Origin of the sequence: Streptomyces sp. NBC_00178 (genome assembly GCF_036206005.1) — a bacterium.
GTDB lineage: Bacteria > Actinomycetota > Actinomycetes > Streptomycetales > Streptomycetaceae > Streptomyces.
The window spans coordinates 5,668,741-5,692,562 of the sequence record NZ_CP108143.1 but is presented as its reverse complement, the minus strand read 5'-3'; the positions used below and the strand labels follow the sequence as shown (position 1 = coordinate 5,692,562).

The following is a 23,822-nucleotide window of genomic DNA, read 5'->3' as shown; positions in this document are numbered from 1 at the left end:
GCACCGGGAGCCGTCCTGCGGGACCCACCGGTATTCTTCACAGGAGGATCGGGGGTGCGAACCGGTGCGTCCAGCACTGTTGGTGGATGTCGACGGCCCGTTGAACCCGTACGCCGCAAAGCCCCAGCGCAGGCCCGCGGGCTATGAGACCCACCGGTTCACGACTCCGCGGTGGGAAGCCGCCGAGCGGCATCGGCTGATCCAGTGGGGTACGCCGGACAGACCCGTGAAGCCGCTGAGGGTCTGGCTGAATCCCGGCCACGGCCCGGCGCTGCGCGCGCTTCCCTTCGACCTGGTGTGGGCGACGACGTGGGAGGAGGAAGCCGACGCCTTCGTCGCACCGGTCCTGGGGCTGCCTGAACTCCCCCATATCGCCTGGGCGTCACCGCGCCCTCGCGCCGCCGACGGCGTGTTCTGGAAGACCCCCCAGATCGTGGCCTGGGCACAGGGGCGGCCCTTCGCCTGGATCGACGACGAGATCACGGAAGCCGATCGCCACTGGGTCGGGGAGCATCACAGCGGCCCCGCCCTGCTCCATCGGGTCGACCCCCGGCGGGGCCTCGTGCCGGCCGACTTCGCCGCCCTCAGCGCATGGGCCGCTTCGCCGGGAGGGCCACCGGCCGGCGGCACCGCCTGCGTCATCGATCGGGAGTGCGGACCGGACGCGTGACACGACAGGACAGCACGAAAGGGCGGGGCCGCCGCGTCCGGAGGTCCCGCCCCAGCCTGCCGAAGGCCGTGCGGGCTATCCGGCGTACGTCGCGAACTCTGCGATCCTCGGCGTACCCGTGGAAGCGGTGATCTCGAACGTGATCTTCTTCAGCGCCGTCTTCGGGAAGCTGATGACGCCCGTTCCTGTGCCGGAGGCCAGGACAGCGCCCGTGTCACCGTTGACGAGCCTCCAGGAACCGATGACCGAGCCCGAGGCCTGGCGGATGTCGGCCTTGGAGACCGAGGTGGCGGTCCCCCACTTGACCGACACCGAGCCGGTCGGACCGGACGGTGACCAGTAGGTGTTCAGGTCGCCGTCCCGCACGTTGCCGTAGCTGGTGCCGTCGGCCTTGCTGGAGCCGTCGGAGCCCGCGCCGATGCTCAGGTTCGTCCCGGTCGGCCGGGTCGGGTCGGGCGTCGGCGTGGTGGGGTCCGGGGTGGTGGGATCGGGCGTCGGGGTGGTCGGGCTCGGCGTCTGTACGGCGCAGTTGCCGTCCGAGACCTTGAGTCCCTTGCCGGCGCCGGCCGTACGGGTGACGACGTCCGGCACGCAGTTCGCACCGTCGAGGCTGTAGGCGTAGGGAATGGCGACCGTGGTGTTCGACTTCGGGTCCGGTCCTGCGGGGTTGTTCTCCGAACCTGGCGCGGACCAGGTCACGTTGTCGAAGACGTTGCCGCTGACCTGCCAGTATCCGGCAGCGTCGGTGTAGAAGGTGCCCAGGACGTCCTTGGAGTCCTTGAAGTAGTTGTTGTCCACCTTGGCGCGCGCACCGGCACGGGAGTTGATGCCGGACTCGTTGAGCTTCACGTAGTAGTTGTTGTAGATGTGCGCGATGCCGCCGCGCAGCAGCGGAGCCCGCGAGTCGATGTTCTCGTACAGGTTGTGGTGGTACGTGATGAAGCCGTTGGAGAGCTCGGTCTCGCTGGATCCGACGAGACCGCCACGGCCGGAGTTGCGCAGGGTGCTGTAGGACAGGGTGACGTACTGGGTGTTGTCCTTCATGTCGAAGAGGCCGTCGTAGCCCTCCGACTCGCCGCCCGAAGCCTCCAGCGTGGTGTGGTCGACCCAGACGTTGCGGACGTCGCTCTCCATGCCGATGGCGTCGCCGCCGTTGGACGTGGGCGAACCGGACTTCTTGACGTTCCTGACGGTCACGTTCTGGATGATGATGTTGCTGGACTGTCGTATGTGGATGCCGAGTTGGTCGAAGACGGCGCCGCTGCCGACGCCGACGAGCGTGACGTTGCTGATCTGCTTGAGTTCGATCACACCGGCCGCCGTGTTGCAACTGTCGCCCGACACCTTGGCGGTGTTGGCGTGGTTGATCGTGCCCTCGACCTCGATGGTGATCGGGGTGCTGCTGTCGGCCCTGCCGCACAGGGCCCGGTGGATGGCGGTACCCGTGGTGGCGCGTACGGTCTGTCCGCCCGCGCCGCCGGTCGTCCCGCCGTTCTGGGTCGCGTAACCGGTGGCGCTTCCGGTCACCGCCGCCGATGCCGAGGGCATCGCCACCATCGCACCGGTCGCTGTCGCCAGAGCAGTCGTGGCCAGCGCCGCACGGAGTCGCAGCGCGACTGGTCGTCTCATGTCGGTGTCCCATTCGTCTTCGTAGCCGGATGGTGCTCCTGGATACCGCAGCGCCCTTCCCGTCGCCGCGTCGCCGGACCGGGGGCGGTCGGACCGCGTCGGCCTGATGGCGCGGGTCCGCCCGGGCTGCCGGCGGACAGGCCGCACACAAGGTCCCCGGATCCGCCGCGGACGCGGTGCACACGCGTGACGAGGTGGGTCGCTGATCCGGGCGATCGCCTGCGCGGGACCTGTGGCGGCCGTGCGCGACCGTCACGATGGCCGTCGCGACGGGCGCTTCCACCCGGTGGGAACCCTGGAGGGAAAGCGCTTTCTGTCCGCGACAATAGAGCGACCGCGCCGGGCTGACAAGGTTCATGACATCCGGGAGCGCGAGAGTCGCCGCGGCGGACGAGCCACCCGCGCGAAGCAACCGACTGCCTCAACTCCCCTGCGCAACAGTGCAGTCGAAGTATGGGAGTTCCGCCCGTCACACCACCGCGCCCGCTTCGACGCGCCGGGCGGGACACCGGGCATGTGACCGCGAAGCCCCCAGGGGCACGACCCGGCCCCGGACGCCGAGCCGGGCCGCGACGTCAGTAGGGCAGGCCCTCCGACGCCGCGCGTACGGCGTCGAGCAGGCAGTGGGCGATCGTGCGGTCCGGGGTCGCGGGATCGTCCGCGTAACGCCGCGCGAAGTCCTCGGCGGCCGCGCGCAGTGCGCCGTTGAGGGTTGCGGCGTGCACCTTCACCCTCAGGTCGTCGGGGCTGCCGCCCGAACGCCGGGCGAGGAGTTCGGCGAGCACGGGAAGGGCGTCGTCGTGGGCCTGGAGCCAGACCGCGCGCAGGGCGGGGTCGGTGGAGGTCATGCGGATGAGGTCGAGGACGGCGGGGTCGGCCGGAGGCGGCCCACCGCGCCCGCGGACATCCGTGAAGAAGTCGAGAAGGCTCATGCCCGCGGGCCACAGGCGCAGTTGGCTCACCGCCGCGTCGAGACCCGCGGTGAGCAGGGGAAGGACGCAGCTCTCCTTCGTGGGGAAGTGGCGCCACAGGGTGCGCGGGGAGACCCCGACCGCTTGGGCTATGTGCTCGCCCGTCGTGGGGGTGACCCCCTGGGAGGTGAAGAGACGGACGGCCTCGCGGGCGATCTCGAAGCGGAGTGCCGCCTTGCGCCGCTGGGCGAGCGACGGCCGGCCGGCGGTTTCCGCCACGGGTCCCCCGTCCGGGGACGGTGCGTCGCGCACCCTCACTCCACCACCCTCCGCCTTCCGGCCACCGCAGCATAGCGAGCCGCTCCGAACTGACAGACGCAGACGTCTTGTCACTGAGTGACAGGCGGTCTTACTGTGCAGTAACTGACCCGTGAGTAACCAAGTGTCGGTCAGGCGGAGTTCGGCGACCCCCCGTACCTCCGCGCGCCCTCCACCACCTGCGTGTCACCGCATCCCCCGCGCCACCGAGGCGAGCCGGACTCGCCGACCACCGATGCCCGCCGCCCGGACGACGCGGCGGGAAACCGCTGCCTCCGGCGGCATCGGCACCATCCCGGACGACGAGCGAGGAGCATTCCGTGAGCCGCAAGAGAACCCGTTCGATCTCCCCCCTCAGCACCTCATCCGGCCGGAGCGCCGCACCGGCCGGCCGCACCGCGCGCCTGCGCCTGCCGGCCGTCGCCCTGACCGGTGCCGTCTGCGCCGGCCTGTGCTCGGTCCCGGCCTCGGCCGCCGGTACGGAGCCCGTGGTGTCCCGCGGCGTGACCATCCCGGCGTTCTACGACCCGCCGGCCGAACTGCCCTCCGCGAACGGCGCGCTGATCCGCACCGAGGCCCTGCCCCTCGGGCTGAGCATCCCCGGGCTGGACGGCCGGCCCATGCCCGGCACCGCGACCCGCCTGATGTACAGGTCCACGGACTCGGCCGGGCAGCCCGTCGCCGTGACCGGCGCCTACATCGAACCCTCGGCGGCGTGGAAGGGCACCGGACCGCGCCCCCTCGTGGCGGTGGCCTCGGGCACCATGGGCCAGGGCGACCAGTGCGCGCCGTCGTTCGCGCTCCAGCACCCCCTGACCCTCAGCGGTGACACGGTGTCGGTGGGCTACGAGGCCCTGGCCGTCTACCGGATCCTGGCCACCGGGGCGGCGGTCGTCGTCACCGACTACGCGGGCCTCGGGACCACCGACCGGCTCCACACCTACGTCAACCGCGTCGACGAGGGCCACGCCCTGCTGGACGCCGCCCGGGCCGCCCGCTCCGTCCCCGGGGCTTCGGTCACGGCCACCTCACGCACCGGCCTGTACGGCTACAGCCAGGGCGGCGGTGCCAGCGCTGCCGCCGCCGAACTCCAGCCCTCCTACGCCCCCGACGTCCCGGTGGCCGGGACCTACGCGGGCGCACCCCCGGCGAACCTGACCGCGGTCATGAAGGGGATCGACGGCAGCGCGCTCGCCGGCGCGCTCGCCTGGTCGATCAACGGTTTCGCGCAGTCCGATCCCGACCTGCGGGCGGTCGTCGAGGCGAACATCAGCGCCACCGGCAAGGCGGCGCTGAACGACGCGTCGACCATGTGCGTCGGCGACGCGATCTTCGGCTACGGCTTCACCAAGAGCAACAAGTGGACCAACGACGGCCGTTCCATCGGAGACGTCATCGCCGCCGAGCCCCGCGCCCAGGCGGCCCTCGACAGGCAGCGCATCGGCACGCTCAAGCCGGTCGGCCCGGTCCGGGTGGCGACCGGCATCCAGGACGACATCGTCCCGCACGCACAGGCCCGGCAACTGGCCGTGGACTGGTGCCGCAAGGGCGGAAACGTCACCTACGACGCCATCGCGCTGCCGAACCTGGGCAACAAGATACTCACCAACCACCTGGTGCCTCTGATCACCGACCAGGGTGACGCGATCTCCTGGCTGACGGACCGCCTCGCGGGCAAGCCGGTGTCCTCCAACTGCTGGACGATGCCGGTCCAGCCCTGACACCGGGCCGGCCCTGACACCGGGCCGGCTCCGGCAGCGAGCCCGCCCTGCCGCCGGACCTCGCCGCGCCCGCCGGGGAACGTACCCCGCCGGGCGCGGCGTTCCCGCGTGTGCGCCCCGGCAGGGGCCCGGGGACTCCGGGGCCCGCCGCACCGCGTGCCCCGGCTCAGGTCCGGCTGCCGACGGCGGGCAGCAGCCCCTCGTCCACCAGCCTCGCGAGCTGTTCCGGGTCCCCGAACGCCGAGCCGATCGCGACGGCGCGGCAGCCCGCGCCGAGGAAGTCCCGCGCGTTCGACGCACCCATGCCGCCGGTCGCGACGAAGCGCGCCTCGGGGAACGGGGCGAGCTGGGCGCGTACCCATTCCGCGCCGAGCACCGAGGCCGGGAACGCCTTGAGCCAGGTGAGCCCCGCCTTCAGCGCGGTGTCGATGTCGGTCGACGTCGCCACGCCCGGCAGGTGCGGGACGCCGATCTCCCCGGAGAGCCGGACGATACCGAGGTCGAGGCCCGGGGCGACCGTGAACCGCGCCCCCGTGTCCACGGCCCGGCGCAACTGCTCCGGGAAACGCACCGTGCCGGCGCCCACCGTGCGGCCGCGCTCCCGGCCCGCGGCGACCGCGGCGGCGAGGGACGCGAACGCCTCCTCCGTCTGCACCGGCACCTCGACGGCCGTGACGCCCGCGTCCCACGCCGCGTGGCACAGCCGGACCGTCTCGCGCGGCGACGCCCCGCGGAAGATGCCCATCACCCGGACGTCGGCGAAGAGCCCTTCGAAGAGTTCCGCCCCGCTCATGCCCGCTCCTCCTCGTGCCGCAGATACCTGTCGATGTCGCCGCGTTCCGGGACGACGGGGCAGTCGCCGACGATCTGCACGGCCCGGGAGGCCACGAGGTGGCCGAGCCGCAGCGAGCGCTCGGGACCCAGCCCGCGCAGCCAGCCGCTCAGCCACCCCGCGGCGAAGGCGTCACCGGCGCCGACGGTCTCGACGACCGGGACGCTCAGCGCGTCCGCCCATGCCCTTCCGCCCTGCCCGTGGACGCTGGCACCGGTCGCGCCGTCCTTCACGACCAGGACCGTGGGCTCCGGCAGCAGTTCCCTGACCTCCTCCGCCCTGTCGGTCCCCCACAGCGTGGCCGCCTCGTCGCGGCCGACGAAGACGATGTCGGCCCGCCGGGCGATCGCGGCCAGCTCTCCCGCCGCCTCGGCCACCGACCAGAGCCCGGGACGGTAGTTCACGTCGAAGCTGACGGCCGCGGGCCCCAGGACCCGGTCGCCGACCACCGCGTGCGTGAGCCGCAGGCACGACTCGCTGAGCGCGGGTGTCGTCCCGCTGAGGTGCACCACCCGTGCGCCGTCCGCCGCCGACGGGGCGATGCTCGTCACGTCCAGGCGCGAGGCGGCCGAGCCCCGGCGGTAGTAGTGGACCCGGGTGGACCGCCCCTGCGGGTCCTTGGCATAGAGGCCCGTCGGCGCGTCCTGGTCCGTGACGACGAACGAGGTGTCGACTCCGGCCGCGTCGAGCTCGTCCAGGACGATGCGGCCGAACGGGTCGGCGCCCAGCGCGCTCACCCAGCGTGAGCGATGGCCCAGCCGTGCGAGGGAGACCGCCACGTTCGACTCGGCGCCTCCGACCCGCAGCACGAAGCGCGAGTCGGCGGCGATGGGTCTCGCGTCCTCGGGTACGAGCATGGCCATGCTTTCGCCGATGCAGACGGCATCGGCCGGAATATCAGTCACGCGTGACGCCTTTCCAGAAGTTCGCGTCGCACTCCACTCGGCCGGCCCGCTTCACCCCGCGATGCCGTGGCACACCGCGCAGGGCTTCCGCCGGCCTCCGGTCGGGGAGACTACGCCGCCCGGCCTCCCCGACCGGCAGGCGGGGGCGGCCTACGGGAATGCGGGCCGCCCCGGACGGAATCGCGCCCGTGACCGAGGCGAATACGCCGCTGGACCCGTCCACGTGAGGCAGTCGACGCGGGCGTGCCCCGGGGTGGCATTCGGGCTTGGCGCGACCGGGCGCACCGCCGGTCACGGGGACACCTTCCGGCCGGGTGATCGGCACGGCGGATATGAGTGGAAGGCATGGTGATTCTTTGCAATGGCGAGAATTCGGAGCAACGGGACCCAGGGCCGTCTTGCCGCCCGCCGAAGGGCCCTGATGTGATGACGATTCGGGACCGGCACGACTGAGGTTGCGCCGGTGTACGCGGGGTGGCAGCAGCAGCTGTACAGGGGCCCTCAGGAGGGACGCTTTTCATGGCCGAGGACATAGGGGCGCAGGGGGTCCGGTTCCGGATTCTGGGCTCGTTCGAATGCTGGGACGGACAGGAGCGCGTCCGGGTGGGCGGCCCGGTGCACGAAAGGGTGCTGGTCACCCTGCTCCTGGAGCCGCAACGCGTCCTTCCCGTCTTCCGGCTGGTCGAAGCGGTCTGGGACGAGAACGCGCCCGCCACCGCCGCCCACCAGGTGCGCAAGGCGGTCGCCGAGCTTCGCCAGCGGATCCCCGACGGGCGGAACCTCATCGTCACCGAGGGGCCCGGCTACCGGGCGCTGACGACACCCGAACAGGTGGACCTCAGCAGGTTCACCGTCGGGCTGAAACAGGCCAGGGAGGCGACCGCGGCGGGGCAGAGCGCCTACGCGGCCACGGCGCTGCGCGAGGCACTCGACCTGTGGCGGGGCCCTCTGCTGTCGGGCAGCGGCGGCTCCGTGCTGTGCGCCGCATCCGCAGCCCTGGAGGAGCGCCGGCTGACCGCGGTCGAGCAGCTTTTCGATCTGCGGCTCGCCGCAGGTGAGAACGGTGAACTCATCGGTGAGTTACGTGAGTTCATCGAGGCGAATCCCCTGAGGGAGACTCTGCGCGGCCAGCTCATGCTCGCCCTCTTCCGGTCCGGGCGGCAGGCCGAGGCCCTGGAGGAGTTCGCCAAGGTCCGCGAGTTCCTGGTCGACGAACTCGGCATCGGTCCGGGTGACGCCCTCACCGACCTGCACCACGCCATCCTGCAGAACAGCCCCGAGCTCGCCGCGCCGCCCCAGTCGGCGGGCCCCGCGCCGTTCACCCCGGAGGGCTCGCCCTCCACCCTCCCCTACGACCTGCGCGACTTCACCGGACGTGAGGAGGAGGTCCGTCAGCTGCTCGGGTTCGTGGACGAGGCACCGGGCACCGGGCCGCTCATCGTCGCCATCGACGGCATGGGCGGCAGCGGGAAGACCTCCCTGGCCGTGCGGGCCGCCCACCAGCTCGCCGACCGTTACCCCGACGCGCAACTCCACCTCGATCTGCGCGGGTTCACCCCCAGCGAGCAGCCGCTGACCGCGGGGGCCGCCGCCGAGGCCCTGTTGCGCATGCTGGGCGCCCCCGGCGAACGCATCCCGGACGACGCGGAGGGCCGCATCGCCCTGTGGCGGCGCACGATGAGTTCCCGCCGGATGATCCTGCTGCTCGACAACGCGGTCGACGAGTCCCAGGTCAGGCCGCTCCTCGCCTCCCCCACCCAGACGCTCGTCCTGGTCACCAGCCGCGCCCTGCTCGTGGACCTGGACGCCGCTCACACCGTGTCCCTGGGCGTCATGCCGCCGCACGACAGCGTCGCTCTCGTCGAGGGCGTCCTCGGCAGCTCCCGTGCCCGTGCGGAGCCCGAGGCCGTCGCGCAGCTCGCCGAGCTCTGCGGCCATCTGCCGCTCGCCCTGCGCATCGCCGCGGCCCGGTTGCGCAAGCGTCCCCGCTGGACCGTGCGCTACCTCGTCGACCGGCTCCGCGACGACGCGCACCGGCTGGCCGAGCTCAACTCGGGGGAACGCAGTGTCGAGGTGACCCTGCGGCTCTCGTACGAGGGCCTGTCGGCCGAGACGCGGGAGGCGTTCCGCCTGCTGGGCCAGCACCCCGGGGCGGAGATCGAGGTGTACGCGGCGGGGGCCCTGCTCGACAAGCGGGCCCGGGACGCGGAGGACGTGCTGGAGTACCTCCTCGACATGCACCTGTTGCAGCAGCACGAGACGGGCCGCTACGCCTTCCACGACCTGGTCCGCAGTTTCGCCCAGAACCTCTCGCGCGGCACCGCGCCCGCACGGGAGGCGGGCGGCGGCAGTCCGGGCGACGAGGAGGCCGCCCGCGCCGTGCGCCGTCTCCTCGACTTCGCGCTGGGCGCCACCGACGCGGCCTGCGACCTCCTTTTCCCCGGGCGGGTGCGGATACGGGGCGGCGAGCAGCGCTGGGAGGGCGAACTGCCTCCCCTGAGCACCCCCGAGCAGGCGAGGCTCTGGCTGGAGCGTGAGCAGAACTCGCTGCTGGCCGCCGTGTCCCTCGCGTACCGCTGGGAACTCGACCGTCATGTCGGGCTGCTCACCGCCAACGTTGTCTTCCCGCTGGACCTGCGGGGGCGGCTGGAGGAGTTCCGGGAGCTCAGCCGCACCGCGGTCGCGGCCTCCCGGAGGCTCGGCGACCCCGCGCTGCTGCGGCTGAGCCTGTCCAACCTCGCCGTCGCCTGCTGGAAGCTCGGCCGGTTCGAGGAGGGCATAGAGATGTCCGAGGAGGCGTTCGCCCTGGCCGTCAGCCTTGCCGACCGGCGTGGCGAGGCGAAGGACACGGGCGTCCTGGGACTCCTGCTGAGCGCCCTGGGGCGGTACGCCGAGGCGCTGCCGCGTCTGGAGCGGTCCATCGCGATCAAGCGGGAGCTCGGCGCCGAGCGTGCGGAGGCCGAGTCCCTCACCAGCCTCAGCAATCTGTACGCCGAGTGGGGCCGCTTCCCCGAGGCGGTGGAGGCGGCCACCCGCGCCGTCAGCCTGTCGCGCAGCATCGGGGCGGTCGACAAGGAGGTCGAGGGCCTGACCGATCTCGCGGTCGCCCGGCTCGGCCTGGGCGCGGTCGACGAGGCCGCGGACCTGCTGCGACGGGCCCGCAAGCTGGCCCTGGACGTGATGTCGCCCGCCGACATGTCGCTGCTGCTCGCACTGTCCGCGGAGACCGCCGACCGGCTCGGCGAGTCGGCGCAGGCCACGGAGTGGGCGGAGTCGGCGCTCCAGCTGGGCGATCTGAGCGGTGCGCCGATGCGGGAGGCGGCCGTCGGCAACATCGTCGGGCGCATACACAGCCGCAGGGGCGGATACGTCCTGGCCCTCGAACTCCACCAGCAGGCGCACCGTGCCGCCTCCGGAGTCGGCTACCGGGTGGAGGAGGCGCGCGCGCTGGCCGGCATGGGGCAGGCTCTCGCGCACCTCGGCGAGCACGAGGCGGCCGAGGCCCATCGCACCTCCGCCGAGCGGGCGTTCGCCGCGATGGGCATCCCGAAGCAAGGGTGACCCTACGGCCCGCCCGGTACTTCCGCACGGTCGCGTACGCCGGGCCCGCGGCGCCCTCGGCGGAAAGGGGGCATCAGCGGTCGTGGGTACGAATGTGAATGCCCCGCTCCCGTGATCGGGAGCGGGGCATCCGCCGCACGGGCACCGAGGTGCAAGGGGCGTTCGGGTAGGGCGCGGATCAGGATCAGGCCGCGAAGCCGGGCCCCTCGACGGACGTGGGCGCGATGTCGGGCCCTTCACCCGAGTCGGGCACGACGTTGGGGCCCTCACCCGAGTCGGCCACGATGTTCGGACCCTCACCCGAGTCGGGCACGATGTTCGGACCCTCACCCGAGTCGGGCACGATGTTCGGGCCCTCACCCGAGTCGGCCACGACGTTGGGACCCTCACCCGACGTCGGCACGATGTTCGGACCCTCACCCGAGTCGGCCACGACGTTCGGACCCTCACCCGAGTCAGCCACGACGTTCGGACCCTCACCCGAGTCAGCCACGACGTTCGGACCCTCACCCGAGTCGGCCACGACGTTCGGACCCTCACCGCTGTCCATGAGCAGATGCGCGAGGGTGCTCACGGAGGCGTGCGCCGTGCGGTCCGTCGTGACCTCTGCGGCGACCGCGCCGCCGCCGGCCCCCAGGGTGAGGACGGCCGCTGTGACGATTCCCGCGAACGTGAGCGCCGAGTTCCGCATCTGATGTCCCGCCTTCTGGTGTGTCCTGCCTGGGCTTTCCTGCTGACGGGAACGACATTCGCCGGGCCTGCTCCCGGCCCGTTCCACATCCGCTACCGGTCGCGGCGGCCCGACGGGAACGCGGCGGGAAACCCCCTCGCACACACGGGAAGAGCGCTGGTGGAGGGCGTCTCGCCCCACACGCGGTCCGGCGCCCGTGGACCACACGTGCGCGAAGGGCCTACCGGCTCGGCCGGCAGGCCCTTCGCGACACGGGAGGTACGGGGTTCAGGCCAGCCGGTCGCGTACGGCCGCGGTCCGGGCGGTGAGTTCGGCGGGAGTGAGGGCCGTGACCAGCACGTACCCGTCCCGCAGCTCCCGTACGCCGGCCAGCAGCGTGACGTCCTGCGGCACGTCGTCCGGACAGGGCAGCGGTACGGCCGCGGCGCAGCCGACGAGCACCGGCGCCTCCATCGGCTTCCCCGACAGGGCGCGCACCAGTTCCCGCTCGGACGCCAGGCCCGTGGTGAGCTCGATGAGCCGGGAGACGGGCCCGCTCGCCTGCCGCGTGTACGCGTTGACGATGCGGGGCCCCTCAGCGGTGTGCGCGATCCGGGTGAAGGCGTATCCGAACTCGTATCCGGCGAGGTCGAGCAGTCCGGTGGCCAGGGCCCTGATCTCCGCCTCCTCCTGGCCCGTGAGCGGGGCCGGAAAGGTGTGGAGGGCAGAGCCCCGGCCACCGGGGGCCGCCGGCGCTTCCTCGGCGCCGCTCGTGTCCCCGCGCCGCAGCTCGACGATGCCGGTGACCCGGTGCATCCCCTCAGCCGTCAGCGTCTCCACGCCGTATTCGACGTCGTACGCGGGTGGCTGCTCCCCGGGCTCCGCGGGCAGCGCCACCGCCTCCCACTGCGGGCCGCTGCGGGTCAGCAGGCCCCGGATCCCGGCGGGGTCGGCGAGCAGCCGGGCGACGGCGGCGCGGTTCGGGGACAGGCCGAGACGTTCGGCCGTCTCCAGTACGGCGGGCAGGGCGCTCGCCTCTCCGCAGGCGATCAGCTTGCTCACCCGGTGGGTGCGGGCGAGCTCGACGAGGTGCCGGCGGAGGGCGTCGTCGTCCCGGAAGCCGTCCGGGTCGGCGAGGGTCAGGACGTCGAAGCCGGCCTCCGTCGCCTCCGCCACCAGCCGGGGCGGCGGGGCCACGAGGAGGATCCGCCGCGGATCGCGCTGACCGGATCCGGCTGGTGACGTCATGGCCGTCCGCCCGTGTCCTGTGGGGTGGGGATGTCGGTGGGGGCGTCCGCCAGGAGGACGTCGGCGAGGACGCCGCCCTTCCCCCAGTGGCCGGGTTCCACGTCCCGCACGATGACGGTGACGGCCTCCTTGGGGCACCCCGCTATGCGGGACACGCTGGCGGTCAGCTCGCTGACCAGCTCCTCACGTTGGGCACGGTCGTTGCCTTTCCACCAGTCCACGGAAATCACGGGCACGGGAAGCTCCTCAGCTCGAAGTCCGGCGATGCGGGTGCGATGCGACGGTCGGACCACCGGCGCCGGGGCCGCGGGAAGCCGTTGCCCCGGCGGGGGGTGGTCTCCGGCGAGTGTGGATGTGCCCGTTCCCGTCCGTTTCCCGCCACGTTCCCTCCTCGTTCCGGCCCGGCCGCCGAGGGCCGCGGAGGAGGGAACGGGCCGGGACCGCGGCGGGAAGGCGCACGGGCAGGCTCTGGTCCAGTCAAGAGGCCCGCCCCGCCACTGGAGCCACGATGAGCCTGCTCAGTCCGACGAAACCGGAACCGAATCCGGTCCCCGGCCCCACGTCCGGCACCGCCCCCACGGGCGGCCCCGCGACGACGGGCGCGACCCCCGCCTCCCCCGTCCCGCGCCTTCTGCGCACCCTTCGCGAGGACCTCCACGTCGTCGTCGCACGGGACCCGTCCGTGCGGGGCTCGAAGGAGGCCGTGCTGCACCCCGCCCTCACCGCGCTGTGGGCGCACCGGGTCGCCCACCGCATGCACGGCGCGGGCCTGCGGATGCCGGCCCGGCTGCTCGCCCGGTGGGCGAGGCGCGTGACGGCAGTCGAGATCCACCCGGGCGCGGTGCTGGGCCGCCGGGTGTTCATCGACCACGGTGCCGGCGTGGTGATCGGCGAGACCGCCGTGGTCGGCGACGACGTGACGATGTACCACCAGGTCACCCTGGGCGCGGTCGGCTGGTGGAGCGACAACAAGCGCCCCGAGGGCGACCGCCGCCACCCCGTCGTCGGCAGCGGTGTCGTGCTCGGTGCCAACTGCACGGTCCTCGGGCCGGTGACCGTCGGGGACCGCGCGGTCATCGGTGCGCAGGCCCTCGTCAACAAGGACGTCCCCGGCGGTGCACGGGTGCTCGCACCCACCGCCGTCATCAAGGAGCCGGGCCGCGAGCCGGAGCTGATGGAGGACGTGTTCACCGTCATCGCCTCCGCGGGCTCCTGGTGACGCTCCCGGTCTCCGTACCCCCTTGCGCCCTCACCGCTCCCCCCGCTCCCCCGACTCCTCCCGATTGCGAGAGATGAGAACCGTGACGACCACCGCCCAGGCCCCCCTGGCCCCCATCGCCCCCGTCCGCCCCGCGATCGCCTCCCGCGTCGAGGACCTCGTCGGGTCCACCCCGCTGCTCGAACTGCGCCTGCGGGACCTGGCTCCCGGCGCCCGTGTGCTGGCGAAGCTGGAGTCCGCCAACCCGATGTCGTCCAGCAAGGACCGCGCTGCCCTCTACATGCTGCGGGCTGCCGAGGACCGCGGCGACCTCCCGCCCGGCGGGACCGTCATCGAGGCCACCTCCGGCAACACCGGCATCTCGCTGGCCGCCTTCGCCGCCTCGCGTGGTTACCGCTGTGTGATCGTGCTGCCGGACAACGCCACCACCGAACGGGTCAAGCTGCTGAAGGCGTTCGGGGCGGAGATCGTCCAGACGCCGAGCGCGCTCGGCTACCCGGGGGCGATCGCCGAGGCCGAGCGGCTGCACGCAGCCACCCTCGGTTCGTGGTTCCCGTGCCAGCACGAGAACCAGGACAACGTCCGCGCGCACTACGAGACCACGGGGCCCGAGATCCACTCCGCGGTCGCCTCGACCGGCCGCCGCATCGCCGCCTTCGTGTGCGCGGTGGGCACCGGGGGCACGCTGACCGGCGTCGCCCGGCACCTCAAGGAGCAGGACCCGGACGTGCGGGTGATAGCCGTCGAGCCGGAGAAGTCGCCGATCCTCTCCCGGGGTTACGCGGGCCAGCACCGCATCCCGGGTCTCAACGGCGGTTTCGTCGCCGACACCACCGACGTCTCCCTCATCGACGAGGTGCTCGCCGTCTCGGACGAGGACGCGCTCCTCACCGCACGCCGACTCGCGCGCGGCCAGGGCCTGTTCGCCGGGGTGTCGTCCGGCGCGGCCACGTTCGCCGCGGAACTCATCGCGCGCAGGCCCGAGTTCGCCGACAGCCTGGTGGTGACACTGCTGCCGGACACCGGGGAGCGCTACCTGAGCATGTGGGAGGCCTGAGCATGAGTCACGCGATGTTCCGGGCGTACGCCGACGCGGTGAAGGCCGAGATCGGGGTGGCCACGACCACGCGTTTCATCGCCCTGGCCGAGACCACCGACGGCCGCTTCGGACTCTTCCACCACTCGATGCTCCCGGGTGCCGGCGGGGCCGACCCGCACTACCACTCCCAGATCTCCGAGTCCTTCTACGTGCTGTCGGGCGAAGTGCGCCTGCACGACGGGACCGGGTGGCGCACGGCCAGGGCGGGCGACTTCCTGCATGTACCGGAGAACGCGGTGCACGGCTTCCGCAACGAGAGCGACTCCCTGGCCGAGATGCTGATCATCTTCACGCCGGCGGAGCACCGGGAGGGCTACTTCCAGGGGCTGGCGGATCTGCTCGCCGACGGGAAGCGCCCGTCCCGCGAGGCGATGGTCGCCCTGATGGAGAAGTACGACCAGTACGAGGTCGAGGCCCCCGACACGGACCACGACCACCCGCACCCCCATGCGGACGGGGCCGGCCACCACCACGGTCCCGGCGGCACCCCCGCGCACGTCCACGCCTGACCGGGCCGGCCGCACACCCCGTTCCCGGACCCCGCCCCAACCCTCGACGAGGAGTACTCACCATGAACCTGACCAACTGGGGCCGCTTCGGTCTCCTGGCCGCCCTGTGGGGCTGCAGCTTCGCCTTCATCAAGATGTCGCTGGAGGCGTTCGCCCCGCTCCAGCTCGCATCGGGCCGTCTGATCGTCGGCACGCTCGTCGTCCTCGCGATCCTGGCCCTGAAGCGGCTGAGCCTGCCCTCCCGCACGCTCTGGGGGCACATCGCCGTCGCCTCCGTCTTCGGCAACGTCATCCCCTTCACCCTCTTCGCCATCGGTGAGCAGCACACCACCGCGACCACCGCCGGGGTCATCCAGGGCGCGACCCCGCTCATCACGATGGGCGTCGCCGCGCTCGCGCTCTCCGAGGAGCGGCCGACGACCCGCAAGGTGGCCGGCCTGATCGGCGGGTTCATCGGGCTGGTCGTGGTCGTCGGACCGTGGAACACCGACGGGTTCGGCACCATCGGCGGACAGCTGGCCTGTGTCGGCGCGGCGGCCAGCTACGCCGTCAGCTTCGTGTACGTACGCCGCTTCATCGGCCCCCACAAGCTGCCGGCCCTCTCGGTGACCGCCGCCCAGCTCGGCTCCGCCGCCGTCATCACCGTCGTGGTCACCACCTTCATGACCGGCTGGACGCTGCACGGCGACCTCACCGCCAAGCCGCTGCTCGCCCTGCTGGTCCTCGGGGCGGCCTCCACGGGTCTCGCGTTCGCGCTGCTCAACCGGCTGATCGCGGACGCCGGTCCGACGACGGCGTCCGGTGTGAACTACCTCGTGCCGGTGTTCTCCGTGGTCGTCGGCGTGCTGGCCCTCGGTGAGCCGCTGACGTGGAACGTGCCGGTGGGCGGCATCGTCGTCATCGCGGCGCTCGCCCTGGCGGAGGGCCGCATCTCCGCCCTGTCCAGGCGGACGGAGGCCGCCCCTCCCGCGGCGGCGGCGCCCGTCCCCGTACCGGAGAAGGCCGCCTCGTAGCCAGCGGCGCGCACAGCGCACCACACCGAGCCGGGGCCGGCGCGGACACCCTCACGGGTGCCTGCGCCGGCCCCGGCTCGTTGCGCAACTCCCTTACAAACAAGGTTAGTTGGCGTCACCTGATGATCCGGGGCGCTTCCCGGTCATGTCCCTCCCGCCGGTAGCGGAGCGGGATGGCACCGGGATCACGGAGCGCGAGCCTGAGGTCACAGGACGAGGAGAAGCACCGGAACCCTCTTCGCTCCCTCCCCCACCCTCAAGGAGCACACGGCACATGCACGCATCCACCTCGGCAACCCTCGCGGCGACCCCCCTCGGGGACGGCCGCATCATCACCTCCGCCGAATTCGACTTCACGCCCCTGCCCGGCGGACGGTCCACGCTCGCGACCCCGGTGAGTCCCGCCGCCGGCTCCACCCACATCACCCTGCACGTCGTGCGCATCGCGGCGGGCGAGTCCTTCAGCCCCGCCAGGAGCACGGAGGAGGAGAACACGGCGGTCGTGTTCTCCGGTCTGGGCACCGCGACGGTCGGCTCGCGCACCCACCCGGTGGCCCGGGGCCACGCGGTGTACGCCCCCACCGGGCAGTCCCTGACCCTGACCGCGGACGGGGAGGGGCCGGCCACCGGTGAGGAAGGCCTCGACGCCGCCGCGCCCGGCCTGTCGGCCGGCGAAGGAGGCCTGACCGCCTACATCTGGCGCACGCCCCTGGCGGCCGGCCGCCGCCCCGGCACGGATCCCGAGCCCTTCTCCACCCTCTGGGACGAGACCACCCAGCTGCGCGGCTTCGGCGGCACCGGCCAGATAGCCCCCGACGCCAAGCGCGCCACCATGAACTTCGTCTTCTGGCCCGGCAACGGAAGCAGTCAGCTCTGCCTGCACTGCGGCATCCAGCAGCCGGGTGAGACCTTCAGCGTCCACCTGCATCCCGACAGCGACGAGTCGATGATCGACTTCGAGGGCGTCGGCCAGATGTATCTCGCCGACCGCTGGGTCGACGTGTCCCCCGGAGACGTCCTGTACGCCGCACCCGGCGTCCTGCACGGCACCCGCAACCCGCACACCGGCCCCGAGGCCCGGCGCTTCGTGACCTGCGGCGGCCCCAGCCCGTACGACCCGGCGCTCTACTCCGCCGCCGGCCTCTCCTCCGACGTCAGGTGATCTGAGCCATGTGCCGCATCCACGGATCCTTCCACGCCCGCACCACCGCCCAGGAAATGCGCGACGTCGCCGCCCTCCAGCACCACGGCGGGCCCGACGCCCAGTCCTTCGCCCAGCACTCCGGCTGGGCGCTCGGCAACAACCGGCTGTCGATCATGGACCCCGAGGGCGGCGCCCAGCCGTACCGCCTCGGTGACATCACCGTCGTCTTCAACGGCGAGCTCTACAACCACGACCGGCTGCGCACCGAACTCATCCGGCAGGGCTTCCACTTCGAGGACCGCTGCGACGGCTCGATCCTGCCGGCGCTGTACCTCACCTACGGCGAGCGGTTCGCCGAGCAGCTGGACGGCATGTTCTCCGTGGCCGTCATGGACCTGCGCTCCGCGCCGCGTCTGGTGATCGCCACCGACGCCTCCGGCATGAAGCCCCTGTACTACCACTGGGAGGAGCGCAGCGGCCGGTTCCACTTCGCCTCGGAGCTCCCCGCGCTGCTCGGCTTCACCGACGTACGCCCCTACGAGGACGAACTGGGCCTGCACACCTACCTGTCGGCGAAGACGCCCTTCGGCCAGCGCACCATGTTCCAGGGCATCGACGTGCTGCCGCCGGCCGCCACCGCGGTCGTCACCCGCGAGGAGGGACTGCACCTCACCACCCGGCGGATGGGGTACGAGAGCGCGCCGCCCGTCCGCGAGGAGCGCAGCCTCGCCCAGGCGGGCGGGGAGCTGCGGGACCTGCTGGCCCGCGAGGTGTCCAGGCTGCTGATCGCGGACGCCCCGGTCGCGGCCATCACCTCCGGTGGCCTCGACTCCAGCCTGGTCACGGCACTCGCCGCCCGGACCCTGCGGGACCGCGGCGCGTCCGGCGCCCTGCACACCTTCAACATCGCCTACACGGGCGACTGGCCGGGCGACGAGCGTGTCTTCGCCGACGAGGTGTCACGGCACACCGGCACCGTCCACCACCAGGTGGAGATCGACCCGGCGACCTTCCCCGACCTGATGGCGGACGTCGTACGCCACCTGGGCCAGCCCAACGCCGACCCGATCACGCTGAGCACCTTCTCCCTCTTCCGGGCGGTCCGCGACGCCGGGTTCAAGGTCGCCCTCACCGGCGACGCGGCCGACGAACTCTTCGGCGGCTACGCGCGCATGACGCAGGCCGTCGCCGCGCCCGAGGGCTCGGACTGGGCCGGCGCCTATCTCGACCATCTCGCCGCCGTGCCGCGTTCCCTGCGCGATCACCTGTACACCGGGGACTACGCCGCCCGGGTCCGCTCCCACGGGACGGCCATGCCGCCCGGTCTCACCGAGACGCTCGCGCACGGCGCGGGCAGCCGTCTCCAGCGCATCTCCCGCATCGAGCAGCGCTACCGGCTGCCCGCCTACCACCTGCGCCGCGTCGACCACCTGTCGATGGCCAGCTCCGTGGAGGCCAGGCTGCCGTTCTGCCAGCCGAGCATCGTGCGCTACGCGGCGACGCTGCCCGACCACCACCGCACCATCCCCGGCACCGGCGTCAAGCGCGCCCTCTACCGGGCCGCGGACGGCCTGCTGCCCGACAGCGTCCTGAACCGCCCCAAGCAGCCGTTCACCCTGCCCATCACGGCGATGCTCGCCCCCGGGCAGCGGCTGTGGGCGATGGCCCGCGACGTCCTCTCCCCGCAGGCGCTGCGTGCCGACGGGCGGCTGCGGTACGAGGCGGTGGACGCCCTGTTCGCCGAGCAGGCGGTCAAGCCGTCCGACCAGGTGTCGCTGGCCCTGTGGGCGCTGATGTCGCACCAGATGTGGCGTACCGAGTTCTTCGGCGCGGCCGCCGGGGCCTCGCTGCGCACTCCCGAGCCCGCGGGGGCGGCCGTATGAACGTCTCCCTCGCCAAGGCGCACGGCGCACCCTGCCCCACCGTCGTCCTGGACGGCCGGGTGTTCCCCGAGTCGGAGCCGGAGCTCCTGGACGCACTGGCCGGCCTGCGGGCGGACCTGAGCGGTCAGGGCGCGGGCGACGTGCTGAAGAACGCGATCGTACGGCCGTCCCGGCACCCGCTGTTCGACCTCGACTACCGGTTCGTGCAGTCGCTGCCCCAGAGCCACGACAGTTTCGACCTCCGGGGCTCGTGCGGTCACTCGATCCTGGCCGCCGTCGAGGCGGCCGCCCGTACCGGCATGATCCAGCCGCTGGTGCCCGGCTGCCGGGTCCGGGTCAACGTCCTGAACAACGGCGACAACGTCGTGTGCGAGACGGAGGAGACCTCCGACGGCGGCACCCGGTTCACCGCCCACTTCCTGTGCTCCCCGCCCCTGAGGCTGCCCGAACTGCTGATGACGGGCGAACCGGTCACCCACGTCCCCTTCGAGGGCCGTTCCGTGCCCGTCTCGCTGGTGTCGATGGGCAACCCGTACGCCTTCGTCGACGCCTCCCACCTCGGGGTGGGCGGCCCTGACGCGCTCTTCGCGGACGACCCGAGGCTGTTCGGCGCCATGACGAGACTCCGCGTCGCGGTGTGCGAGTCGCAGGGCTGGGACACCTTCGGGGCCTTCCCGAAGATCGCCGCACTGTTGCCGCAGGACGGCGGCGGACTGTTCGTGCGGGCCGTGTCCGTCCCCTCGTGGCACCCCACGGTCGCCCTGACCGGGGCGATCTGCCTGGGCGCGGCGGCCGGGATCGTGGGCTCGGTGCCCTGGTCGCTGGCCGGGACGGCGGCGCAGGACCCCGATGCCCTCCTGCCGGTGCGCACCCCCGGCGGGTGCGTGCGGGTCGCCGCCCACTCGACGCTCGGCCCCGACGGCGAACGCAAGCTCGCCTGGGTGTCGGTCGCCGAGAAGCAGGTCGACTACCGGGGGCTGCTGCCGCGTTCCCGGTCCGTGACCCCGCGGGCCGGCTCCGCGGCCGGCGTCCGTACCCCTGTACTCGCCACGTCCGACCACTCATCCGAGGAGACACCGTGGGTTCCGCTGACAGCCTGACCGCCGTGCGCGGGAGCACCGCGCCGCCCGTGCTCCCCGGCACCTATGCCGACCCGTTCGTGGAGGCCGGCACCGGACGGGCCCGCCGGGCCGATGCCTTCCGCACCGCCCCGCTCGTCCCGTCGCCCGAGGTGCTGAGCCGTCTCTCGCGGTGCGCCGAGGCGGCCGACCGCAGCGGGCAGCCCGACCGGGAGGCCGTGGCCGTGCTGCGCGAGAGCGGCCTGCTCGCCCTCGTCGTCCCCGCGTCCCACGGTGGTGCCGGCGCGGACGCGGTGGCGCTCAACTCCTGTGTCGAGCAGGTCGCCTCGGTGAACGCCTCCGCCGCGATCATGCTCTTCCAGCACTGCGCCGTGACCAGCCGGATCGTCGAGAACGGCACCCCAGCCCAGCACCGCGAGGTCCTGCCCCGGCTGGCCGACGGCCGGTGGCTGGCGGCGTCCGCCTGGTCGGAGAGCGGGGCCGGGGCCGCCAAGAAGAACCTCTCGACCCGGGCCCACCGCACCACCGGCGGCGACTGGCTCCTCGACGGCGCCAAGTCCTTCACCACGAGCGCGGGGCTGGCCGACGTCTATCTGGTCCTGGCGCAGTCGCAGGAGTCGGAACCCGCACCGGCCTCCGGCGCCCAGGACACCGGGTACGGAGCCGCGGGGCAGACGTTCTTCCTGATCCCGGGCGACCACCCCGGCCTGCTGCCCGACACCTCCATGCGGCTGGCCGGGATGCGCGGCTCCGCCACCGGGTTCGTGTCGGTGCGGGAGTGCCGCGTCCCCGACACCGCCCGGCTGGGTGCGACGGGCGTCGCCGCGTCCATCATCGCCCGGGTCCGGGACAGCGGGGCCACGCTCGGCGCGGTCGCCGTGGGGATCGCCCAGGCGGCTCTCGACACGGCACACGAACACGCGGCACGACGGGGGCTCTACGCCCACCAGGCGGTGCGCCACCGGCTGGTGGACCTGACGACGCAGGTCGAGACCGCCCGCGCGGTGGTGGAACGCGCCGGCCGCCGCACCTCGGCCGACCCCGGCCTGACCACCCTGCACTCGAAGCTGGCGGCCTCCGCGACGGCCGAGCGGGTCGTGGCGGACGTGGCGCAGTTCCTCGGCTCGGCGGGTTACGTCGAGACGCATCCGATCAACCGGTTCGGGCGCGACGCCCGTGCCGTCGCCCTGATGGGACCGACCAACGACCTCTGCAAGGAACTGGTGAGTCTGCCGTGGAACCGTTGAACACAACCTCGTCCCGCACGTCCCCGACCTCCCGTCCCGCCTCCGCCACGGACGCCGGCCTGGTGGTGGAAGGAGGCCGGCTCGTCACCCCCGAGGGGGTCCGCGAGGGTACCGTCGTCGTCCGCGACGGCCGCGTCGCCGCCCTCCTCGCCCCCGGCGAACCGCTGCCCCCGGGACCGCGCCTGGACGCCGCCGGCCGGTACGTCCTGCCGGGCCTCATCGACTCGCACGTGCACTTCCGCACTCCCGGCCTCGAGCACAAGGAGACATGGGAGAACGGCAGCCGGGCGGCGCTCGCGGGCGGGGTCACCACGGTGATGGACATGCCCAACACCCGCCCGCCGTCCCTCGACACGGCCGCCCTGCGCGCCAAGGCCGCCCTGATAGCGGGTCGCTCCTTCGTGGACCACCGCTTCCACATGGGGGCCGACCCGGACCACCCGGAGGTCCTCGCCTCCCTGGACCCGGCGGTGGCGACCTCGGCGAAGGCGTTCATGGCCGGGCACCACACCGCGCCCGTGGTCTTCCGCGAGGCACACCAGCTGGAGGCGGCCTTCGCGGCGGCGGCCCGCGGTGGCGTACGCCTCGTGCTGCACGCCGAGGACCAGCACGTCTTCGACCTGCTGGACTCCCGCGGCGGGGACCCCCACTCGTACGACGCCTACGAGCCGCACCGCCCGCGCTCCGGGGCGATCGTGGCCGTCGCCAAGGTCGTGCACCTGGCCCGCACGTACGGCACGAAGGTGCACGTGCTGCACGTGTCGTCGGCGGAGGAGACCGACATGCTGGCGGCCGCGGCGGGCGAGGGCCTGCCGATCTCCTTCGAAGTCACCGGCCACCACCTGTCGTTCACCGACCACGACACGGCCCGGCGCGGTCCGCGCACCCGGCTGTCCCCCGCGATCCGCGCCCCGCGCGACCGGGAACGCCTGTGGCAGGCGGTGCTCAGCGGAGAGGCGGCCACCGTCGGCAGCGACCACGCACCGCACACCGTCGAGGAGAAGAACCGTCCGCCGGCCGAGGCACCGCCCGGTCTGCCCGGCGTCCAGGAGCTCGCCGTGTCCGTGTGGACGGGCATGCTCGCCCGGGGCATCGGGGCCGACGCGGCGGCCGCGCACCTGGCCCGGCTGATGGGCACGGGGCCGGCCGACCTGTTCGGGCTGGCCGGAAAGGGCCGCCTGGCGGTCGGCGCGGACGCCGACCTCGCGCTCCTCGACCCGGACGCGCGCTGGCAGTTGTCCGCGAAACACGTGCAGTCCCTGTGCGGCTGGTCGGCCTACGAGGGCTGGATGTTCACCGGGCGGTTCACGACGGTGGTGACCGGCGGACGCGTCGCCTGGGACCTGGAGAGGGGGACGGTGGGCGAACCGCTCGGCCGCTGGCTGCCGGGACCGGAGCGGCCCCGGCCCGAATCCGCGCCCACGACGGTGGCCGAGCGTGAGCTGGAAGGGGCGTCCCGATGAGTGTCACGACCCTGCGCACGGAATCCGGGGCACCGTCCGGATGGGAGCACGAGGCGGCCGCTTCGGTCCTGTCCCGCGACGTACCCGCCGACGAGTTCCGTGCGGCCATGGCCTCGCTCGCCGCCCCCGTCACCGTCGTGACGTGCTACGACGACACGGGCAGCCCGCGGGGACTGACGGCCAGTGCGGTGTCCTCGCTGTCCCTGGACCCGCCCCTGCTGCTGGTCTGCCTGGACCGGGGCTCGCGCACCCACGACGTGCTGACCGGCGCGGGCGCCTTCACCGTCCATCTGCTCGGGCCCGAGGACCAGGCCCTGGCGAAGAAGTTCGCGGGCCCCACCGGGGAGCGCTTCGACGGCGTGCCGCTCGCCGCCGGACCTGCCTCCCGCCACGCACCGCAACTCGCCGACAGTGCGCTGCGGCTGACCTGCGCGCGGCACGACCTGATCGAGGCCGGCGACCACACGATCCTGGTCGGCCGGGTCGCGGTCGCCGACTGCCAGGGCCGCCCGGCCGGCGGCCTGGTCTGGCACCACAGGGGCTTCGCCCACGCACGGCCGGCGGAGGCACGCTGAGCGGGCGGGCGCGGTGACGTCCGCGCTCGCGGCGGCGCCGCCGCGAGGTGTGTGCACGGACGCGAGGAAGGCGCAGGACGGGCGGCGGCCCGGCCGGACCCCCGGCCGGGCCGCCGGCCCGTCGGG

General features: G+C 73.0%; 20 protein-coding genes. 13 read left to right on the top strand and 7 right to left on the bottom strand.

Going from position 1 to position 23,822, the window contains the following annotated elements; genetic code table 11:
• Nucleotides 1-64 precede the first annotated feature (64 nt).
• On the top strand, nt 65-670 hold the full coding sequence (locus OHT61_RS24870; RefSeq protein ID WP_329041284.1) for a hypothetical protein: 606 nt from the start codon (nt 65-67) through the stop codon (nt 668-670).
• A 75-nt stretch (nt 671-745) separates the two neighbouring features.
• Here OHT61_RS24870 and OHT61_RS24865 read toward each other — a convergent pair whose 3' ends face one another.
• Both OHT61_RS24865 and OHT61_RS24860 read right to left on the bottom strand, forming a co-directional pair.
• Nucleotides 746-2,299, bottom strand: a complete 1,554-nt coding sequence (locus OHT61_RS24865; RefSeq protein WP_329041283.1) for a pectate lyase family protein — start codon at nt 2,297-2,299, stop codon at nt 746-748.
• 575 nt (nt 2,300-2,874) lie between these two features.
• Entirely contained in the window at nt 2,875-3,489 is a 615-nt protein-coding gene (locus OHT61_RS24860) for a TetR/AcrR family transcriptional regulator (protein WP_329041282.1), read from the bottom strand.
• 359 nt (nt 3,490-3,848) lie between these two features.
• Between OHT61_RS24860 and OHT61_RS24855 the strand changes: the two genes are divergently transcribed.
• Nucleotides 3,849-5,249, top strand: coding sequence for a lipase family protein (locus tag OHT61_RS24855; RefSeq protein ID WP_329041281.1), 1,401 nt, complete (start codon nt 3,849-3,851; stop codon nt 5,247-5,249).
• Between the two features lie 166 nt (nt 5,250-5,415).
• Here the strand turns inward: OHT61_RS24855 and OHT61_RS24850 are convergent, their stop codons facing one another.
• Together OHT61_RS24850 and OHT61_RS24845 are read right to left on the bottom strand one after the other, a co-directional pair.
• A complete protein-coding gene (locus OHT61_RS24850) occupies nt 5,416-6,042 on the bottom strand; it encodes a bifunctional 4-hydroxy-2-oxoglutarate aldolase/2-dehydro-3-deoxy-phosphogluconate aldolase (RefSeq protein ID WP_329041279.1) in 627 nt (208 codons plus the stop codon).
• Nucleotides 6,039-6,986 carry a sugar kinase gene (locus OHT61_RS24845; RefSeq protein ID WP_329041277.1) on the bottom strand — a complete coding sequence of 316 codons (948 nt, stop codon included), beginning with the start codon at nt 6,984-6,986 and terminating at the stop codon, nt 6,039-6,041. Before OHT61_RS24845 ends, OHT61_RS24850 begins: the two co-directional genes overlap by 4 nt.
• 519 nt (nt 6,987-7,505) lie before the next feature.
• Between OHT61_RS24845 and OHT61_RS24840 the strand changes: the two genes are divergently transcribed.
• Complete coding sequence (locus OHT61_RS24840; RefSeq protein WP_329041276.1) at nt 7,506-10,547, top strand: AfsR/SARP family transcriptional regulator; 3,042 nt, start codon at nt 7,506-7,508, stop codon at nt 10,545-10,547.
• Between the two features lie 184 nt (nt 10,548-10,731).
• Here OHT61_RS24840 and OHT61_RS24835 read toward each other — a convergent pair whose 3' ends face one another.
• From OHT61_RS24835 to OHT61_RS24825, 3 genes are all read right to left on the bottom strand, one after another.
• Nucleotides 10,732-11,238, bottom strand: a complete 507-nt coding sequence (locus tag OHT61_RS24835; protein ID WP_329041275.1) for a hypothetical protein — start codon at nt 11,236-11,238, stop codon at nt 10,732-10,734.
• A gap of 267 nt (nt 11,239-11,505) precedes the next feature.
• Entirely contained in the window at nt 11,506-12,465 is a 960-nt protein-coding gene (locus tag OHT61_RS24830; RefSeq protein ID WP_329041274.1) for a hypothetical protein, read from the bottom strand.
• Nucleotides 12,462-12,701 carry a tautomerase family protein gene (locus tag OHT61_RS24825; RefSeq protein ID WP_329041272.1) on the bottom strand — a complete coding sequence of 80 codons (240 nt, stop codon included), beginning with the start codon at nt 12,699-12,701 and terminating at the stop codon, nt 12,462-12,464. The genes OHT61_RS24830 and OHT61_RS24825 overlap by 4 nt, the downstream gene beginning before the upstream one ends.
• 272 nt (nt 12,702-12,973) lie before the next feature.
• On the opposite strand from OHT61_RS24825, the gene epsC reads away from it, so the two are divergent.
• The 10 genes from epsC to OHT61_RS24775 all read left to right on the top strand — a co-directional run bounded on the left by epsC (nt 12,974) and on the right by OHT61_RS24775 (nt 23,696).
• Nucleotides 12,974-13,684, top strand: coding sequence for a serine O-acetyltransferase EpsC (gene epsC, locus OHT61_RS24820; RefSeq protein WP_329041271.1), 711 nt, complete (start codon nt 12,974-12,976; stop codon nt 13,682-13,684).
• 73 nt (nt 13,685-13,757) lie between these two features.
• Nucleotides 13,758-14,741, top strand: a complete 984-nt coding sequence (locus tag OHT61_RS24815; protein WP_329041270.1) for a PLP-dependent cysteine synthase family protein — start codon at nt 13,758-13,760, stop codon at nt 14,739-14,741.
• A 2-nt stretch (nt 14,742-14,743) separates the two neighbouring features.
• A complete protein-coding gene (locus OHT61_RS24810; RefSeq protein ID WP_329041269.1) occupies nt 14,744-15,292 on the top strand; it encodes a cupin domain-containing protein in 549 nt (182 codons plus the stop codon).
• A 62-nt stretch (nt 15,293-15,354) separates the two neighbouring features.
• Nucleotides 15,355-16,305 carry a DMT family transporter gene (locus OHT61_RS24805; RefSeq protein WP_329041268.1) on the top strand — a complete coding sequence of 317 codons (951 nt, stop codon included), beginning with the start codon at nt 15,355-15,357 and terminating at the stop codon, nt 16,303-16,305.
• A 274-nt stretch (nt 16,306-16,579) separates the two neighbouring features.
• Entirely contained in the window at nt 16,580-17,467 is an 888-nt protein-coding gene (locus OHT61_RS24800) for a cupin domain-containing protein (RefSeq protein ID WP_329041266.1), read from the top strand.
• An 8-nt stretch (nt 17,468-17,475) separates the two neighbouring features.
• Nucleotides 17,476-19,332, top strand: a complete 1,857-nt coding sequence (asnB, locus tag OHT61_RS24795; protein WP_329041263.1) for an asparagine synthase (glutamine-hydrolyzing) — start codon at nt 17,476-17,478, stop codon at nt 19,330-19,332.
• On the top strand, nt 19,329-20,432 hold the full coding sequence (locus OHT61_RS24790) for a PrpF domain-containing protein (protein WP_329041261.1): 1,104 nt from the start codon (nt 19,329-19,331) through the stop codon (nt 20,430-20,432). The genes asnB and OHT61_RS24790 overlap by 4 nt, the downstream gene beginning before the upstream one ends.
• On the top strand, nt 20,411-21,658 hold the full coding sequence (locus OHT61_RS24785; RefSeq protein ID WP_329041259.1) for an acyl-CoA dehydrogenase family protein: 1,248 nt from the start codon (nt 20,411-20,413) through the stop codon (nt 21,656-21,658). Before OHT61_RS24790 ends, OHT61_RS24785 begins: the two co-directional genes overlap by 22 nt.
• The gene (locus tag OHT61_RS24780; protein ID WP_329041258.1) at nt 21,646-23,121 is read left to right on the top strand and encodes a dihydroorotase; all 1,476 of its coding nucleotides are present in this window, start codon (nt 21,646-21,648) and stop codon (nt 23,119-23,121) included. The genes OHT61_RS24785 and OHT61_RS24780 overlap by 13 nt, the downstream gene beginning before the upstream one ends.
• Nucleotides 23,118-23,696: a flavin reductase family protein gene (locus tag OHT61_RS24775; RefSeq protein ID WP_329041257.1), complete on the top strand. Its 579-nt coding sequence runs from the start codon at nt 23,118-23,120 to the stop codon at nt 23,694-23,696. Before OHT61_RS24780 ends, OHT61_RS24775 begins: the two co-directional genes overlap by 4 nt.
• The last annotated feature ends 126 nt before the right edge of the window (nt 23,697-23,822 follow it).

Excerpts from the sequence above, each read along its gene's own strand:
- OHT61_RS24775 (WP_329041257.1), top strand. The coding sequence starts at position 23,118 with ATGAGTGTCACGACCCTGCGCACGGAATCCGGGGCACCGTCCGGATGG.
- OHT61_RS24830 (WP_329041274.1), bottom strand. The coding sequence starts at position 12,465 with ATGACGTCACCAGCCGGATCCGGTCAGCGCGATCCGCGGCGGATCCTC.
- epsC (WP_329041271.1), top strand. The coding sequence starts at position 12,974 with ATGAGCCTGCTCAGTCCGACGAAACCGGAACCGAATCCGGTCCCCGGC.
- OHT61_RS24835 (WP_329041275.1), bottom strand. The coding sequence starts at position 11,238 with ATGCGGAACTCGGCGCTCACGTTCGCGGGAATCGTCACAGCGGCCGTC.
- OHT61_RS24865 (WP_329041283.1), bottom strand. The coding sequence starts at position 2,299 with ATGAGACGACCAGTCGCGCTGCGACTCCGTGCGGCGCTGGCCACGACT.
- OHT61_RS24790 (WP_329041261.1), top strand. The coding sequence starts at position 19,329 with ATGAACGTCTCCCTCGCCAAGGCGCACGGCGCACCCTGCCCCACCGTC.
- OHT61_RS24800 (WP_329041266.1), top strand. The coding sequence starts at position 16,580 with ATGCACGCATCCACCTCGGCAACCCTCGCGGCGACCCCCCTCGGGGAC.
- OHT61_RS24840 (WP_329041276.1), top strand. The coding sequence starts at position 7,506 with ATGGCCGAGGACATAGGGGCGCAGGGGGTCCGGTTCCGGATTCTGGGC.
- OHT61_RS24810 (WP_329041269.1), top strand. The coding sequence starts at position 14,744 with ATGAGTCACGCGATGTTCCGGGCGTACGCCGACGCGGTGAAGGCCGAG.
- OHT61_RS24805 (WP_329041268.1), top strand. The coding sequence starts at position 15,355 with ATGAACCTGACCAACTGGGGCCGCTTCGGTCTCCTGGCCGCCCTGTGG.
- asnB (WP_329041263.1), top strand. The coding sequence starts at position 17,476 with ATGTGCCGCATCCACGGATCCTTCCACGCCCGCACCACCGCCCAGGAA.
- OHT61_RS24850 (WP_329041279.1), bottom strand. The coding sequence starts at position 6,042 with ATGAGCGGGGCGGAACTCTTCGAAGGGCTCTTCGCCGACGTCCGGGTG.
- OHT61_RS24815 (WP_329041270.1), top strand. The coding sequence starts at position 13,758 with ATGAGAACCGTGACGACCACCGCCCAGGCCCCCCTGGCCCCCATCGCC.